Genomic DNA, 14,841 nt, shown 5'->3' with positions numbered 1-14,841 from the left:
TATAAATTATTTAAAGAAACTATCAACGAATTCGTATTTATTAAAGACTTGCAAATCTTCAATTCCTTCGCCAACACCAATATATTTAACCGGAATTTGAAATTGATCAGAAATACCAATAACAACTCCTCCTTTTGCAGTTCCGTCCAATTTAGTAACAGCTAATGAAGTAACCTCAGTAGCAGCTGTAAATTGTTTCGCTTGTTCAAAAGCGTTTTGGCCTGTAGAACCATCTAAAACTAAAAGCACATCGTGAGGAGCATCGGCTACAACTTTCTGCATTACACGTTTTACTTTTGTAAGCTCATTCATCAAGTTGATTTTATTATGAAGACGGCCAGCAGTATCAATAATTACAACATCTGCGTTTTGAGCAACTGCCGACTGCAAAGTATCAAAAGCTACAGAAGCGGGATCGCTCCCCATTTGCTGTCTTACAATAGGCACATTTACACGATCAGCCCAAACCTGCAACTGATCAATAGCAGCCGCACGGAAAGTATCTGCCGCACCTAAAACCACTTTATGGCCCGCTTTTTTAAATTGATAAGCCAATTTACCAATCGTAGTTGTTTTTCCGACTCCATTTACTCCAACAACCATTAAAACATATGGCTTTTTATCTTTCGGAACTTCAAATTCTGTTGCTTCACCTGTATTAGTTTCAGATAACAAAGCGCCAATTTCATCACGAAGAATTTGATTTAATTCGTCTGTTCCTAGATATTTATCTTCAGCAACACGTTTTTCAATTCTTTCAATGATTTTTAATGTCGTATTAACTCCAACATCTGAACCTACAAGAACTTCTTCAAGATCATCCAAAACATCATCATCAACTTTAGATTTTCCTGCAACCGCCTTGCTTAACTTCGAGAAAAAAGTAGTTTTCGTTTTTTCAAGACCTTTGTCTAAAGTCTCTTTTTTTTCGGTAGAGAATAATTTTTTAAAAAAACTCATTTTTTTGTAGATTATTTAGATTTACTAGATTTCTTGATTTCTAGACAAGAAATCCAAATCTTTAAAGAAAGCGCAATTGTTTCTCAAAAAAAGGCCAATTGTTACGATTCTTTAAATTTTTAGACAAATATAGGTAATAAAAAAGCTACTTCCGAATGAAAGTAGCTTTTCTATATAATGTAATTGTAATTATTTCTTTTTCAAGAATTCATCAACTTCTTCAGGAGCCATAATAGATTCTACGAATGTATATGCACCAGTTTTAGGAGATTTTACCATTTTGATGGCTTTTGATAATCTCTTAGAAGATGTTTGTAACGATGCTACGGTTTTCTTTGCCATGATTCAAATGTTTTGGAATTCAATAAATCTTCAAATGAAAAACCATTTGAGATTTTATCAAAATCTCTAATTATTACTTAATTTCTTTGTGAACAGTTACTCTTTTTAAGATTGGATTAAATTTTTTAATCTCTAATCTATCTGGAGTATTTTTTTTGTTCTTAGTTGTAATATATCTAGAAGTTCCTGGAACACCAGAAGTTTTGTGCTCAGTACATTCTAAAATTACTTGGATTCTATTACCTTTCTTTGCCATCTTGCTATATATTTATTTAGGAAAAGATTATTTGATAAATCCTTCTGACTGCGCTTTTTTCAAAACTGCAGTGATTCCATTTTTATTAATTGTTTTTATCGTAGATGCTGCTACTCTAAGAGTAATCCATCTATCTTCTTCTGGAAGATAAAAACGCTTTTTAACTAAGTTTACAGAAAACTTTCTCTTAGTTTTGTTCATAGCGTGAGAAACGTTATTTCCTACCATCGCTCTTTTACCTGTAAGGTCACAAACTCTTGACATTATACTTATCTTTTATCGTTATTCAAAATCAGGGTGCAAAGAAAAGAAAAATAAACCATTGTAGCAAAAAATTATTGCACAAATTTTAAAATTTCTTTCTGCAGTATTTCCAAACTCTTAACAGATGCCCTATCTATCACTTTTTCACGAGGTTGTCCGAAGCTAAATTCCTCTACAATTACTCCGTCTGGCGTCGCCAAAGCGATAAAAACAGTGCCAATTTCAGCATCAGAATCACCTTTTGAAGGCCCTGCATTGCCCGTCGTTGCCAGTGCATAGTCGGTTTTCAGCAATGCTTTAACATTCAAAGCCATAACTGACGCAACCTCAGCGCTAACTACAGAAAATTGATCTATCAAATCTTGAGCAACTCCCAAAACATTTACTTTTGCCTCTGTCGCATAAGACACCACGCTTCCTTTAAAATAGCTTGATGAACCTGGAACAGATGACAGTAGAGAAGCAATCCTTCCTCCTGTACAACTTTCTGCTGTTGAGATTGTTTTATTTTGTTTAGAAAGCAATTTGCCAATTACAGTTTCAATTGTTTCATTTTCGTCGTAACCCACAATTATATCGTGAATTATGGCGTCCAATGATTGCACATTACTTTCTATAGCCTCTTCTAATTCTTCCTTATTCGTTCCGCGGGCTGTTAGACGGAGACGAACTCGTCCTGGATTTGGCAGATAAGCCAATTTTATAAATTCAGGAAGATTGTTTTCCCATTGTTCAATACGTTCTGCAACTAAACTTTCTCCCTGACCATAAGTTAAAATGGTTTTATGAATAATATAAGGACGTTTATATTCGCGAACGATTTTTGGAATTATCTCCTCTTCAACCAAATATTTCATTTCGTAAGGAACTCCTGGAAGCGAGATAAAAACCGTATTTTCTTTTTTCATCCACATCCCTGGTGCTGTACCCACTTTATTATGCAACACCGTACAAGTTGATGGAACCAGAGCCTGATCTTTGTTCATTTGAGAAATTGGCCTTTTGTAAAAACCTTCTATCAGTTCTGTAACATGAGCTAAAACTTTTTGATCTACAACCAACTCATCATCAAAGTATTCACAGAATGTTTTCTTTGTAACATCATCTTTCGTTGGCCCCAATCCGCCTGTCACAATAACAACATCTACTTTGTTTTGCAATTGCGCAAAAGTGTCTAAAATATGTTTTTTATCATCGCTTATCGATAGCATTTCTGCCACCTCAACTCCAATTCTATCGAGTGATTTAGCAATAAAAGCCGAATTTGTATCTACGATTTGGCCAATTAAGATTTCATCTCCAATAGTAATAATTGCTGCTTTCATATCAGTGAAATATTTTTGATTCTTACATTAAGCAAGACTATAATTTATAAGTAGAAAATTTAAATTTTGTCTTGGAGGAAGGTATTAACAGCTTTTACAGACTATAAGCCGCTTACAAAATTTAAAAAATGATTTTGACTTATTCCTTAATTTAAAGAAATCAGGAATAAGCCAAATTTTATATTAAAGATCAAAATCTTTCTTAATTTCTTTAATCGCTTCTTTTACCTGTACTTTAATACTTTTAAAAGTTTCGATAATATCTTTTTTCTTGCCTTCGGCTTTTGTCCATGCTTCTACCTGCAAGATTTCTTCAAAAGCCACATTTAAACCCATTAAGTCTAATGTTGGCTTTATTTTGTGCGCATACGAATAGGCATATTTGTGATCCTTCTTTTTAATTCCTTCTTTAATTTGTTTTAAATCTTCCGGAACTTCTGTAACAAATAAAGTTAAAATTTGATTTACAAATTCAGGATCGTTATCTGAAAGCGCATATACTTTCGAAAGGTTGTACTTTAAAGCCATTATTTTACTTGTATTCTGAATAATTTTTTATCTTCTAAAAAGCCTTCTAAAACATCATTTGGTTTTACAGCTGCAACACCTGCCGGCGTTCCTGTAAAAATAATATCTCCAATTTTTAAAGTAAAAAACTGAGACACATGAGAGATTAATTCATCAATCTTCCAAAGCATCATGCTTGAATTTCCTTTTTGAACTGTTTCACCATTTGTTTTCAATTCAAAATTAAGATTTTCCATAGAAACAAAGTCAGTTTTTGGCAAAAAATCTCCAATAACCGCTGAACCGTCAAACGCCTTAGCTTTTTCCCACGGAAGTCCTTTTTCTTTCAATTTACTTTGCAAATCTCTCGCAGTAAAATCAATTCCTACACTTATATCATCATAATATTTATGAGCAAATTTCGGCTCAATATATTTTCCGACTTTATTAATCTTTACGATTATTTCAATTTCATGATGAACATCTTCTGAAAATTCGGGAATAACAAACGGATGCTGCTTCAGCAAAACAGCAGAATCAGGCTTCATAAAAACAACAGGCTCACTCGGACGCTCGTTTTTCAACTCTTCGATATGATTGGCATAATTCCTGCCGACACAAACTATTTTCATTCTTTTTCAAGTTGCTAAGATACTGAGATGCTAAGACACTAAGAATCTAAAAACACTTAGAATCTCAGAACCTTAGCATCTTAGAAACTTATTTCGTATTTAATTTTCTTAATTTAATTGCTGTCAAAACTTTTTTGGTGTACAACGGAAAATCAGCATTTTGAATCCAGCTGAAATATCCTGGTTCTGCTTCTAAAACTTTCTCCACCTTTGCCCCTTTGTGTTTTCCAAAAGTAAAAATTTCCTCATCATCTTTATCAAAAGCGATCATTCCTGCAAAATCTGCTATTTTTTTACGAGTTGTAAATTCAGACAATGCCTTCATATCATTTTCTAATTCCGGATAACGATCTAACTGAGCTTTTAAAATTTCATAAGTTGCCATTGTATCAGCTTCTGCAGAGTGAGCATTATCCAAACTTTTTCCGCAATAAAACTTAAATGCAGCACTTAATGTACGCTCTTCCATTTTATGAAAAATAGTCTGAACATCTACAGAAACTTTGTTTTTCATATCAAAATCGACTCCTGCACGAAGCAATTCTTCTGCTAAAAGCGGAATATCGAAACGATCTGAGTTGAATCCGCCCAAATCACTATCTTTAATCATATTATGAATGTGCGGAGCAAGTTCTGCAAAGGTTGGCTCATTAGCTACTTTCTCATCAGTGATGCCATGAACTGCAGTTGTTTGTGGAGGAATTGGAATTGTTGGATTTACCAGCCAAGTTTTACTTTCTTTGTTTCCGTTAGGAAAAACTTTGAATATTGAAATTTCTACGATTCTATCTTTACCGATATCAATTCCCGTTGTTTCGAGATCAAAAAAGCAAATTGGTTTGTTAAGTTTTAATTCCATTTCTAATTTTTATAAGTTTACAAATGTAATTTTTAAAGCGGAATATCTTCCCTTATTCTAAGTTTTTTTGCCTAAAAAAAGCTTTCAATTTGTGATTTTAACTTTTTCCAAAATAAGCTCACAACCTTACCACGCATTTCCACTTAATTCTTTTCTTACAAAAGAAAAAAATCCGACAAGTCTTAAACCTATCGGATTTGAATTTATTTTATAATCGATTTTTAGAAATCTCTATCGACATCAAAAGCTTCCAAGTATTCTGCTACTCTTTTCACAAAACTTCCTCCCAAAGCTCCATCAACTACTCTATGATCGTAAGAGTGTGACAAGAACATTTTCTGACGTATTCCGATAAAATCTCCTTCTGGAGTTTCGATAACCGCAGGAACTTTACGAATTGCTCCAAGCGCTAGAATACCTACTTGTGGCTGATTGATAATTGGCGTTCCGAAAACACTTCCAAAAGTACCAACATTCGTTACAGTATAAGTTCCACCTTGAGTATCGTCTGGTTTTAGTTTTCCAGCTTTTGCACGGTTTCCTAAATCGTTCACCGCTTTTGCCATTCCAACCAAATTCAATTGATCTGCATTTTTAATTACAGGAACAATTAAATTTCCGTTTGGCAATGCCGCCGCCATTCCTAAATTGATATTTTTCTTTTTAATGATATAATCTCCGTCAACTGAAATATTCATTCCAGGGAAATCTTTTAAAGCTTTTGCAACAGCTTCCATCATAATTGGAGTAAAAGTCAATTTCTCACCTTCTCTTTTTTCGAAAGCAGCTTTTACTTTATCTCTCCATTTCACAATATTCGTTACGTCAACTTCAATAAAAGATTGTACGTGAGCCGAAGTCTGAACCGAAGCCACCATATAACCTGAAATCAACTTACGCATTCTGTCCATTTCAACAATTTCGTCAGCACCGTTTACAGAAACTGGAACCGCTTGTTGGCTTTTTTGAACAATTGGCTCAACTGCTTTTGGAGCTTCAGTTTTTGGAGTTTCAACAACTACTTTTGGAGCTTCAACTGTTTGAGGCGCTTGAACAGAACCCGATTTACGAGCCTCTACATATTTCAGAATATCTTCTTTTGTTACTCGTCCGTCTTTTCCAGAACCAGCAATATTTTCAAGTTCACTTAAAGAAAGACCTTCTTCTTTTGCAATATTTTTTACCAAAGGAGAAAAGAATTTATCTGATCCTGAGAAATCATGAGAAGTTACCGTTTCTTTAACCGATTCGATTGTTTTTTCGATTTCGGCAGCTTCTGCAGGAGCAGCAGTTTCTTGAACTGCGTTTACAGCTTCTGGAGTTGCTGTTTCTCCGCCTTCAGTTTCAATAATGGCAATAGTTTGCCCCACTTGCACTAAATCATCTTTACCAAACAATTGCTCAACTAAAATTCCTGATACTTCACTAGGCACTTCGCTGTCAACTTTATCTGTTGCAATTTCGAGTACGGCTTCATCAGCCTCAATTTTGTCTCCAACTTCTTTCAACCAGTTTGTAATGGTTGCTTCAGCGACGCTTTCTCCCATTTTAGGAAGCTTTAATTCAAATCTTGCCATATTGTTAATCTAAAAGATGTTTTTGATTTTCAGATTGCGAAATTAATGAAATTTTTAAATATAAATTACACTTAATATAATTTTTTACTCAATTTTCACGATTTGCCCTCTGTCATTCCTTGAATTACTTCCAATAATAAAACCCGTATTTTTGGGAAAAATTTTAAAAGTAACCTGCTTATCTTTAAGAGTTTCTATGATTTCGATACATTTTTTGAATGAAATATAGTGATTATCCAAAATGATCTCTGCCTTTTTACCCTTTAAAATTAGGCACGAATTTACCATTTTTTCTCCTTTGAAATCTAAAAAAGCAACTTTATTTTCCAAAATCGAAGCCAGTTTTTTAGCGAAATTCTCATTTTCGGAGTATAAAAAATAACTTTCCGGCAATGGGTTTTCTTTTGGTTTTCCTTGAAACATTTTAGCAATAGAAAACAAAAAAGCCCCAATTTGAATAAAGATACTAAAGAACTGCGATTTCTTAAAATGTTTCTGATAAAAGAAATTCATAGCTTCCTGAAAACGCATCATATATTTTTCGTCTTTTATGGTGCTTTCTCCCTTATAATGCAAAACAGTGGTTTCGTGAAAGTAATAATTTGTTTTTTGCATTTGCAAAGCACGATATGACAAATCAATATCATCGGCATACATAAAACAGTTTTCATCAAAACCATTCAAGTCTCCATACAATTTTCTTTCTAAAAACATAAAAGCGCCAACAAGAATATCGACTTTTCCTGTTTCATTTTCATTGAGATGTTGAGCGTAATATTGATTAAAAAGTTTGGTTTTAGGAAAGATTTTATACAATCCTAATATTTTTGTAAAGGCAACCCATGGCGTTGGAATTCCGCGTTTGCTCTCTGGCAGAAATGCTCCAGTTCCATCAATTAATTTACAGCCAATGATTCCGAGATTATTTTGCCTTTCGGCGAAAGCCAGAATCTTTGTAAAGGTATCTTCTGCAACAACAGTATCAGGATTTAGAATGCAAACATATTTTCCATTCGCTTGACGAACACCAATATTGTTGCCTTTTGGAAAACCAAAATTTTCTTTGTTTTCAATCAATTTTACGTCTGGGAATTTTTGTTTCATCATCAAAACACTTCCGTCTGATGAATTATTATCCACCACGATAATTTCTGCATCGATTGACGCAATTGCTTCCTGAACACTTAAAAGGCATAATTCGAGAAAGTAACGCACATTGTAGTTTAAAATAACAACCGATAACTGCATGAATAATTGAGTCTGTAGATTTTGGCCGAAGTTAGAAATTTTCTGATAACCCTAAGCGCAACGACCAGTCGTTTTTACTGATTCCGTAATCCAAAGCCAAATTACTGCCGTTGCGTTTGTTCCATTTAATACGAATTCCGGTTCCAACCGCAGGATTCCATTTTTTAAATTCATACGTATCAAGTTTGGAAACTGACGAAACATTGGTAAAAAAAACAGCGCCAAAAAATCCGTTTCGGCTTATATCGGTTCTGTATTCGGTTTCAAAATAAATTAAAGCATTGCTTCGATATCTATTTTTGGTGAATCCGCGGCCCGTTTTTCCTTCACGATCCCAGCCAATACTTGGCAAATCCAGATAATGTGGTTTTCCTCCAAAAGTGGACCAAAAAAAAGCTCTAGAAGCCCAAACCCGATGTTTGGTTTTACTAAAAGAATGGTATTTTCGGGCATCAAAATAGATAGACTGCCACTTGTCATCTTCTACTCCGCTGGTATTGAGCCGTAAATCGGCTTCGACATATAAACCCTGTTCTGGGTTAATAATATTTTCTCTTGAGTCATACAAACCTTGAATTGCAAATCCGAAAGAAGTCTCATCGGAATAATCGCCATTCATATATTTATAATAATCGGTTTCTCCGTCTATATAAGATTCTTCAGAAATATTTTTATAATTATCGAAAAGAAAACCAACTCCCAAACGGTAATTTCCTACAATCTGCCTTGTTATAAATTGATAAAAACGCCACTGTTTGTAATCGAGAGTTGACATTTCTTTATCAGAATTGTCCGCGCCCAATCCGTAAGTATCCTGAGGATAAATCATATACCGATAATCTCCAATAAGATTCCATTTATTGTCACTTGTATAAATATAAGATTGAATCGGAAATACAAACTGATTGCTGAAACTAAAATAAGGCGAAAAGGTAATTTGAGACATTTTAGTTTTTTCTGCATCTCCCAAGTAAAAGGTAGTCAGAAAAGAAACCACCAAACCATTGCTAGAATTAACACCAACTGGAACAGGCAACAAAGAAAAAGTTAGCTTTCGTTTTCTATCTGGACGAATTGTATCCTGTTTATCAAAAATTTTATGAATAACATCTAAGATATCTCGAGTTCCCACGGCTGTACTATCATTTTGAGCCTGACAAAACGATCCTATTAAAAACAAAACTAAGATGTATATAATTCTTAAACTATTCACGCACAATATCTTAAAAACCGTCTCTTACAAATTTAAAATTTTATTAAGAATAAAATCAAAATTTTATCTGAATTAAAAAGATTTTTGAATGAAGCAAAAAAGTTATATTTGAAATGATAAACTTATGATTTTGAAAAACTTGCAAACGCTACGAATTTTTATATTTTTACCATTACTGTTGCTTTTTGGTTTTTCTGCAAAGCATCAAAAGAATGGAGTAAATCTTGTAAAATCGAATAAATGGTTTATTGCTGGGCCTGCAATAGAAAGCGAAGAAGAAATAAACAAAATTAGACTAGAAAAAGGAATTGTTGCTGTTACAGCAAAAGACAATCCGAAGGGGGAAATAGAATTGAATGTCATGATTACGCCTTCTGAAACCAATGATGGTGTTCCGACCGATCTTTCTGATGATTCTAAATTGGTGGAAATTACTTATCAATCAACCCAAATTATAAAACTACAGGCAAGAGAGGGAAATGACGAGGGAACGGGTTGTGTGCATGGAGGTTCACATCCAAGAGTAAGTATTCCCGCTTCTCCAAAACATTTTTCTACCGTAAAAATTCCTTGGTCAGATTTTAGACAAGATGAACTTCCTTACGGAAAACTTTTGAATATCCACAATTTATGCAAATTCAATTTTGTTAATTATAACCCTGTTTCTGGTTCGGTTCTAAAGATTAAATCGGTTATATATTAGTTTTTTTTGTTTCAGGTTTCAGGTTTTGTTGGAACGCGTAATTTTTAACGCAAAGTACGCTAAGATTTTTTTTACTTCATGTTATACTTTGAGAATATTTTAGTTCGCAAAGCTTTGTGTTGACATAGCTTTGCGAACTTTGTGTTTATAAACATTTTGCTTAAAAAATCTTTGCGCACTTTGCGTAAACCTTTGCGAGCTTTGCGTTAGAAAAAAATCTTTGTGCACTTTGCGTAATTCTTTGCGCACTTGCGGTAAAGTTCATCACCTTGAAACCTGAAACTTGAAACCTTAAAGATGCAACTGAATTTTATATCTGTTTAAAATTTTCATTACAAAAAGCATAATTATTGAAAACACTAAAGACCACAAAATTCCTGGAACTCCCACTCTAAAATATCCCGGTATAATATGAAGGTTGAAAGCTTTACAGAAATAATAAATAACGCCTGGCAAAATATAAATCAATAATGGGTTTGCCGCTGCAGGCATAAAGAATTCGCTCCATTTGGTTTGTTTTTTAACTTCCATCAGCCAATACAGAAAATAGAACAAAGCGGTGCAAATCGCTGCAGAGAACATTGTCCACGATGGCGTTCCTTTTATTTTTGAAATTCCGAAATAAGGACGAAGCAGAATTGCTGTTACAGTAAACAGAACAACAAAGCCAATTACCGGCCAGTTGATTTTGGAATTTATTTTTCGATCAAAAAACAATAAAGAAATGATTATTCCTGCCGAAGTCAAAGAAACATGCGTAAGATGTCCCGCTATAAAACTCAACCAAGAAGTAGTTCGAACAAAAGAGTTTTCGGTTAAATTAAGAGAGTTCATAACCACAGCAAAAACCAAAAGAGCAATCATAGCCCATAAATTACCTGAAACCAGCCAATAATAAATAACTGTAAAAAGATACGCCCAACCTATCAAACCGAGAATTCCCCACCATTTTGGCGTCATTCCGCGATCTCCCGTATCTTGAACATATATAAAATAAAGTGCTATGAGAACTAAAATTCCTCCGTATTGCAATACGTTTTTTAACCAAAGAGGAAAATCTTTTGGATATTTATTCCAAATCGGGATTGGCATACTATAAGCCAAAAGTCCCCAAAATGCTGGTGCAATAATCATTTTAGTGGCATCATATCCATATTCGGCATTGACCATAAAAACACCAATTACAATAAGTGCAATTGCTCTTTTTAAAGTATGTGTCCAGATTGTTTTTGGACTGTCTCCTTTTATAAGTCGGGCATTAAAAGCAAACGGAATCGACATTCCGACGATGAATAAAAAAGCAGGGAAAACTAAATCAACAAAAGTCATTGCATCAGCATCTGCGGGCATGTGCTTCATCCATTGAGGCACATTTTGAATACTTGCAAGTTCGTTTACAAAAATCATTACAAAAATGGTAATTCCACGCAAAGCATCAATGGAAATAATACGCTGATTAAACAAATTCTCTTTTATTTTCATAATTTTTTACTTTTTTACTAAAAATCAAATATAACATAATTCTAAAATGTCTTGTTACAAATTCTAGATTAATTTTGCGCGTTATAAAACTGATTTATACATTTTTGTTACATGCTTTCATTCCTCAAATCGAAACCCGCATTAAAAGAACTGCTTGATGGCACTTTTGTCGATATTCATTCTCATATCTTGCCAGGAATTGATGATGGAGCAAAAAACATAACAAAATCAATTGAATTGGTTTCGGCTTTGCAAAAACTTGGAGTTTCTCAAATGGTAACAACGCCGCATATCAACCATTATGTTTGGGATAATTCTCCTGAAATTATTCAGTCTAAACTCAAAGAAACCCAAAAAACACTAGAAGAAAATAAAATTAAAATGCCCGTTCAGGCTGCAGCCGAATATTTTATTGACAGCTGGTTCGAAAATCATTTTAAAGAAGAAAAATTGCTGGCTTTAAAAGACAATTATGTTTTGGTGGAAATGTCATATTTAAATGCTCCACTAAATATTTACAAAACTATTTTTGAGATACAAGTAGCGGGTTACATTCCGGTTTTGGCGCATCCTGAACGATATGTTTTTTACCACAATAAGTTTTCGGAATATGAAAAATTGAAAAATGCAGGCTGTCTTTTTCAATTGAATCTGCTTTCGACAGTAGAATATTATGGATCGCAGATTGCTAAAACTGCCGACGATCTTTTAGCAAAAGGAATGTATAATTTTTGTGGAACCGATGTTCATCATAAAAAGCATATTGCCGCTTTTGAAGACAAAATAAAAATTAAAAATCTTGCTCCTTTAAAAGAAGTTATTGCTAATAATCAGTTTTTTAAATTCTAAAAAAGCTTAATAGGCGTTTTCTTCACCTTTAAAAATATTGATAATAGTCTTTACAATAATTTTAATGTCAAGCAGAAAACTCCAGTTTTCGATATACCAAATATCATATTCCACTCTGTTTTCCATATCGCTTAAGACTTTTGTTTCTCCTCGAAAACCATTGACCTGCGCCCAGCCAGTAATTCCAGGTTTAGCATATTGACGTACCAAATAATTATTGATAAGATCGCTATATTCTTTTGCAAGATTAACCATGTGAGGTCTTGGACCTACGACAGACATATCGCCAAGAAAGACATTAAAAAATTGCGGCAGTTCGTCTATACTCGTTTTTCGGATAAAAGCACCAAATTTGGTAATTCGGCTATCTCCTTTTTCAGCTTGCTTTTTATGAGCCATACCATTTACATACATACTTCGAAACTTTATGCACATAAACGATCTGTTGTCTCTTCCTGATCTTTCCTGCTTAAAAAAAACAGGCCCTGGCGATTCCAATTTTATAATGAGCATAATAATCGGGAAAAGCCACGGAAATACAAGCAAAATGACCAGACTTGAAAAACAAACATCAAATGCTTTCTTTAAAAGTCTGTTTGAAGCAAATTCTAAAGGTTCAGGACGAAACATTAAAACTGGCGTATTTTCATAAAAAGCAACTTCTACTTTGCTTGCTTTTGTATAAAGCTGAAAATCGGGAATGAATTTGATACGAATCATATTTTGTTCGCAAATTCTGGTCAATTCATTAATGATTTCGATATTGTCAATATGCAGCGCCACATACATTTCGTCAATTTTTTTGTCGACAGCAAACTTTTCAACGTCATCGAATTTTCCAACAATTAAATCTGAATCAACATCTTGATTATTTTCTGTTTCATCAAAAAAACCCAAAAAACGATATCCGAACGTTAGATCTTTTGCAAGCACTTTTCGAATTTTTTCACCTGATTTATTGGCTCCTACAATTATAAAAGTTTTAAAATTGTACCCCTTTGCGCGAACATATTTTAAAAGCTTCATTGAAAAATAGCGCGAAATCATTAGCAATCCAAAAAATATCAGATAAAAATAAACCAAGCGAAGTCTTGAAATATCAACGTATTTTAGGTAAACGACAAATATCGACACTAAGGCCGCATGAATAGAAATTTTTTTGATTGTTCTCCATAAGATCGATTCTATTGGTTCTACCCTCACGCTTCGATTGGAATCTTTTTGGAGCAGTAAAGCAACCCATATTAAAACAGCCAAAAGCGAAATGGTTCTTTCGTCTTTAGATAAAAGTTTTTCTAAATTGCCAAATCTAGCCAATGCAGAAAGAATAGTCGCAAGATTTAATAATACAATATCAACTACTACAAACAAAAGTTTGTAATAACGAGAAATACGGTAATGTGATAATTTTTGTAAAATTTTCATTGCGGGGGCTTCGTTTTATCCAAAAGAATAAAAAAGACTTTTACACTTAAAGTGAATGCAAAATAACACTTAAATTATATTTTTTTAATACTTATTTCATTCTATTTATTTAAAACTTTACTTTTATCTTATGCAGACTTAACATTGCACTCATGCTAAAAATTCTATTTTTCTTTCTGACCATCACCTTTTCAGTTTATTCCCAAACTTCTGGCTGTACAGATCCGCAGGCAGAAAATTACAATATTGCATTTGGACAAAATGATGGAAGCTGCAATTACAAAAACCTAAAAATAAAGCCTGAATATTCTTTTAAACTGAGTGATTCGTTAAAAGAAACTTCTGGATTAATTAATTTTGAAAATCTGTTTTGGACACATAATGACGATCATGACAAAACGATTTACGGATTAGATTCTTTAGGAAAAATCAAAAAGAAAATCATTTTGGAACACGCAGTAAATCACGACTGGGAAGAAATATCACAAGATGATACTCATATTTATATTGGAGATTTTGGAAATAATTATTCTGGAAACAGATCGGATTTGAAAATTCTTAAAATCGAAAAAAAATCTTTTATGGAAGACAGTCCTAATATTGAAACTATTTCGTTTGCCTATTCTGATCAAACCGATTTTTCTCCTTCAAAACCTAACAAAACCGATTTTGACTGCGAAGCTTTTATTGTTTCTAAAGACAGTATTTACCTATTTGCCAAACAATGGAAATCGTCTAAAACCAATATTTATGTTTTGTCGAAACAAGAAGGAACACAAAACGCAAAATTGAAAGCAACTCTCGATACCAAAGGACTGGTTACTGGCGCCACTTATTTGGAAGATAAAAAACTCATTACTTTGTGCGGCTATACCAAAGTTGGAAAACCGTTTTTATATCTGATTTACGATTTTAAAAATCAGGATTTTTTGTCTGGAAACAAAAGACGCATCGATTTAAAACTTCCTTTTCATCAAGTAGAAGGAATTGCAACAAAAGACGGTCTTCATTATTTTATTACGAATGAATCTTTGGTTCGCAAACCTGTTTTAAACAATCCGCAGCAAATTCATTATTTAGATTTGAGTTCTGCATTGGGTTCGTATCTCCATAAATAATTCGCAAATGCAAGATAATAGTTTACTTTTGCAGAAAGTTATGTTTTAGAAACATTCATAACTCATAATTTATAACTTATA

At 33.4% G+C, this 14,841-nt stretch carries 16 protein-coding genes; 3 read left to right on the top strand and 13 right to left on the bottom strand.

Annotated features, from left to right (window positions below; genetic code table 11):
- Positions 1 to 6: 6 nt before the first annotated feature.
- The 11 genes from ftsY to NU08_RS00435 all read right to left on the bottom strand — a co-directional run bounded on the left by ftsY (position 7) and on the right by NU08_RS00435 (position 9,150).
- Positions 7 to 960, bottom strand: coding sequence for a signal recognition particle-docking protein FtsY (gene ftsY, locus NU08_RS00485; RefSeq protein WP_129745108.1), 954 nt, complete (start codon positions 958 to 960; stop codon positions 7 to 9).
- A gap of 189 nt (positions 961 to 1,149) precedes the next feature.
- Entirely contained in the window at positions 1,150 to 1,302 is a 153-nt protein-coding gene (locus tag NU08_RS00480) for a DUF4295 domain-containing protein (protein WP_008468081.1), read from the bottom strand.
- Positions 1,303 to 1,375: 73 nt separating this feature from the next.
- Complete coding sequence (rpmG, locus tag NU08_RS00475; protein WP_008253902.1) at positions 1,376 to 1,558, bottom strand: 50S ribosomal protein L33; 183 nt, start codon at positions 1,556 to 1,558, stop codon at positions 1,376 to 1,378.
- Between the two features lie 27 nt (positions 1,559 to 1,585).
- A complete protein-coding gene (gene rpmB / locus NU08_RS00470; protein WP_008468080.1) occupies positions 1,586 to 1,822 on the bottom strand; it encodes a 50S ribosomal protein L28 in 237 nt (78 codons plus the stop codon).
- Between the two features lie 71 nt (positions 1,823 to 1,893).
- Complete coding sequence (locus NU08_RS00465; RefSeq protein WP_129745106.1) at positions 1,894 to 3,147, bottom strand: competence/damage-inducible protein A; 1,254 nt, start codon at positions 3,145 to 3,147, stop codon at positions 1,894 to 1,896.
- A gap of 183 nt (positions 3,148 to 3,330) precedes the next feature.
- Positions 3,331 to 3,675, bottom strand: coding sequence for an Hpt domain-containing protein (locus NU08_RS00460; protein WP_008468078.1), 345 nt, complete (start codon positions 3,673 to 3,675; stop codon positions 3,331 to 3,333).
- Complete coding sequence (locus NU08_RS00455; RefSeq protein WP_129745104.1) at positions 3,675 to 4,286, bottom strand: fumarylacetoacetate hydrolase family protein; 612 nt, start codon at positions 4,284 to 4,286, stop codon at positions 3,675 to 3,677. The genes NU08_RS00460 and NU08_RS00455 overlap by 1 nt, the downstream gene beginning before the upstream one ends.
- Before the next feature lie 88 nt (positions 4,287 to 4,374).
- Positions 4,375 to 5,145 (bottom strand): 3'-5' exonuclease, encoded by a 771-nt coding sequence (locus tag NU08_RS00450; RefSeq protein ID WP_129745102.1) that lies wholly within the window; start codon positions 5,143 to 5,145, stop codon positions 4,375 to 4,377.
- 221 nt (positions 5,146 to 5,366) lie between these two features.
- Positions 5,367 to 6,722 carry a dihydrolipoamide acetyltransferase family protein gene (locus tag NU08_RS00445; RefSeq protein ID WP_129745100.1) on the bottom strand — a complete coding sequence of 452 codons (1,356 nt, stop codon included), beginning with the start codon at positions 6,720 to 6,722 and terminating at the stop codon, positions 5,367 to 5,369.
- A gap of 84 nt (positions 6,723 to 6,806) precedes the next feature.
- Complete coding sequence (locus NU08_RS00440) at positions 6,807 to 7,970, bottom strand: glycosyltransferase family 2 protein (RefSeq protein WP_129745098.1); 1,164 nt, start codon at positions 7,968 to 7,970, stop codon at positions 6,807 to 6,809.
- Positions 7,971 to 8,001: 31 nt separating this feature from the next.
- A complete protein-coding gene (locus NU08_RS00435) occupies positions 8,002 to 9,150 on the bottom strand; it encodes a hypothetical protein (RefSeq protein ID WP_242502466.1) in 1,149 nt (382 codons plus the stop codon).
- Between the two features lie 157 nt (positions 9,151 to 9,307).
- On the opposite strand from NU08_RS00435, the gene NU08_RS00430 reads away from it, so the two are divergent.
- Positions 9,308 to 9,886 (top strand): hypothetical protein, encoded by a 579-nt coding sequence (locus NU08_RS00430; RefSeq protein WP_129745096.1) that lies wholly within the window; start codon positions 9,308 to 9,310, stop codon positions 9,884 to 9,886.
- A 291-nt stretch (positions 9,887 to 10,177) separates the two neighbouring features.
- Here NU08_RS00430 and NU08_RS00425 read toward each other — a convergent pair whose 3' ends face one another.
- Positions 10,178 to 11,368, bottom strand: coding sequence for a DUF5009 domain-containing protein (locus NU08_RS00425; RefSeq protein ID WP_129745094.1), 1,191 nt, complete (start codon positions 11,366 to 11,368; stop codon positions 10,178 to 10,180).
- 111 nt (positions 11,369 to 11,479) lie between these two features.
- Between NU08_RS00425 and NU08_RS00420 the strand changes: the two genes are divergently transcribed.
- On the top strand, positions 11,480 to 12,217 hold the full coding sequence (locus NU08_RS00420) for a tyrosine-protein phosphatase (RefSeq protein WP_129745092.1): 738 nt from the start codon (positions 11,480 to 11,482) through the stop codon (positions 12,215 to 12,217).
- Between the two features lie 6 nt (positions 12,218 to 12,223).
- Here NU08_RS00420 and NU08_RS00415 read toward each other — a convergent pair whose 3' ends face one another.
- Positions 12,224 to 13,642, bottom strand: coding sequence for an undecaprenyl-phosphate glucose phosphotransferase (locus NU08_RS00415; RefSeq protein ID WP_129745090.1), 1,419 nt, complete (start codon positions 13,640 to 13,642; stop codon positions 12,224 to 12,226).
- 152 nt (positions 13,643 to 13,794) lie between these two features.
- Here NU08_RS00415 and NU08_RS00410 point away from each other — a divergent pair, with 152 nt between their 5' ends.
- Positions 13,795 to 14,760, top strand: a complete 966-nt coding sequence (locus tag NU08_RS00410) for a T9SS C-terminal target domain-containing protein (protein ID WP_129745088.1) — start codon at positions 13,795 to 13,797, stop codon at positions 14,758 to 14,760.
- Positions 14,761 to 14,841: the final 81 nt, after the last annotated feature.

Origin of the sequence: Flavobacterium anhuiense, from assembly GCF_004151235.1 — a bacterium.
Classification (GTDB): Bacteria; Bacteroidota; Bacteroidia; order Flavobacteriales; family Flavobacteriaceae; genus Flavobacterium; species Flavobacterium anhuiense_A.
Note: the sequence above shows the minus strand (reverse complement) of the source record. Positions and strands in the feature narration are given on the sequence as shown.

What these genes read in the sequence shown, in the direction of transcription:
- rpmB (WP_008468080.1), bottom strand. Translation starts at nt 1,822, where the DNA reads ATGTCAAGAGTTTGTGACCTTACAGGTAAAAGAGCGATGGTAGGAAAT.
- NU08_RS00420 (WP_129745092.1), top strand. Translation starts at nt 11,480, where the DNA reads ATGCTTTCATTCCTCAAATCGAAACCCGCATTAAAAGAACTGCTTGAT.
- rpmG (WP_008253902.1), bottom strand. Translation starts at nt 1,558, where the DNA reads ATGGCAAAGAAAGGTAATAGAATCCAAGTAATTTTAGAATGTACTGAG.
- NU08_RS00425 (WP_129745094.1), bottom strand. Translation starts at nt 11,368, where the DNA reads ATGAAAATAAAAGAGAATTTGTTTAATCAGCGTATTATTTCCATTGAT.
- NU08_RS00430 (WP_129745096.1), top strand. Translation starts at nt 9,308, where the DNA reads ATGATTTTGAAAAACTTGCAAACGCTACGAATTTTTATATTTTTACCA.
- NU08_RS00440 (WP_129745098.1), bottom strand. Translation starts at nt 7,970, where the DNA reads ATGCAGTTATCGGTTGTTATTTTAAACTACAATGTGCGTTACTTTCTC.
- ftsY (WP_129745108.1), bottom strand. Translation starts at nt 960, where the DNA reads ATGAGTTTTTTTAAAAAATTATTCTCTACCGAAAAAAAAGAGACTTTA.
- NU08_RS00455 (WP_129745104.1), bottom strand. Translation starts at nt 4,286, where the DNA reads ATGAAAATAGTTTGTGTCGGCAGGAATTATGCCAATCATATCGAAGAG.
- NU08_RS00410 (WP_129745088.1), top strand. Translation starts at nt 13,795, where the DNA reads ATGCTAAAAATTCTATTTTTCTTTCTGACCATCACCTTTTCAGTTTAT.
- NU08_RS00465 (WP_129745106.1), bottom strand. Translation starts at nt 3,147, where the DNA reads ATGAAAGCAGCAATTATTACTATTGGAGATGAAATCTTAATTGGCCAA.
- NU08_RS00445 (WP_129745100.1), bottom strand. Translation starts at nt 6,722, where the DNA reads ATGGCAAGATTTGAATTAAAGCTTCCTAAAATGGGAGAAAGCGTCGCT.
- NU08_RS00460 (WP_008468078.1), bottom strand. Translation starts at nt 3,675, where the DNA reads ATGGCTTTAAAGTACAACCTTTCGAAAGTATATGCGCTTTCAGATAAC.
- NU08_RS00415 (WP_129745090.1), bottom strand. Translation starts at nt 13,642, where the DNA reads ATGAAAATTTTACAAAAATTATCACATTACCGTATTTCTCGTTATTAC.
- NU08_RS00480 (WP_008468081.1), bottom strand. Translation starts at nt 1,302, where the DNA reads ATGGCAAAGAAAACCGTAGCATCGTTACAAACATCTTCTAAGAGATTA.
- NU08_RS00450 (WP_129745102.1), bottom strand. Translation starts at nt 5,145, where the DNA reads ATGGAATTAAAACTTAACAAACCAATTTGCTTTTTTGATCTCGAAACA.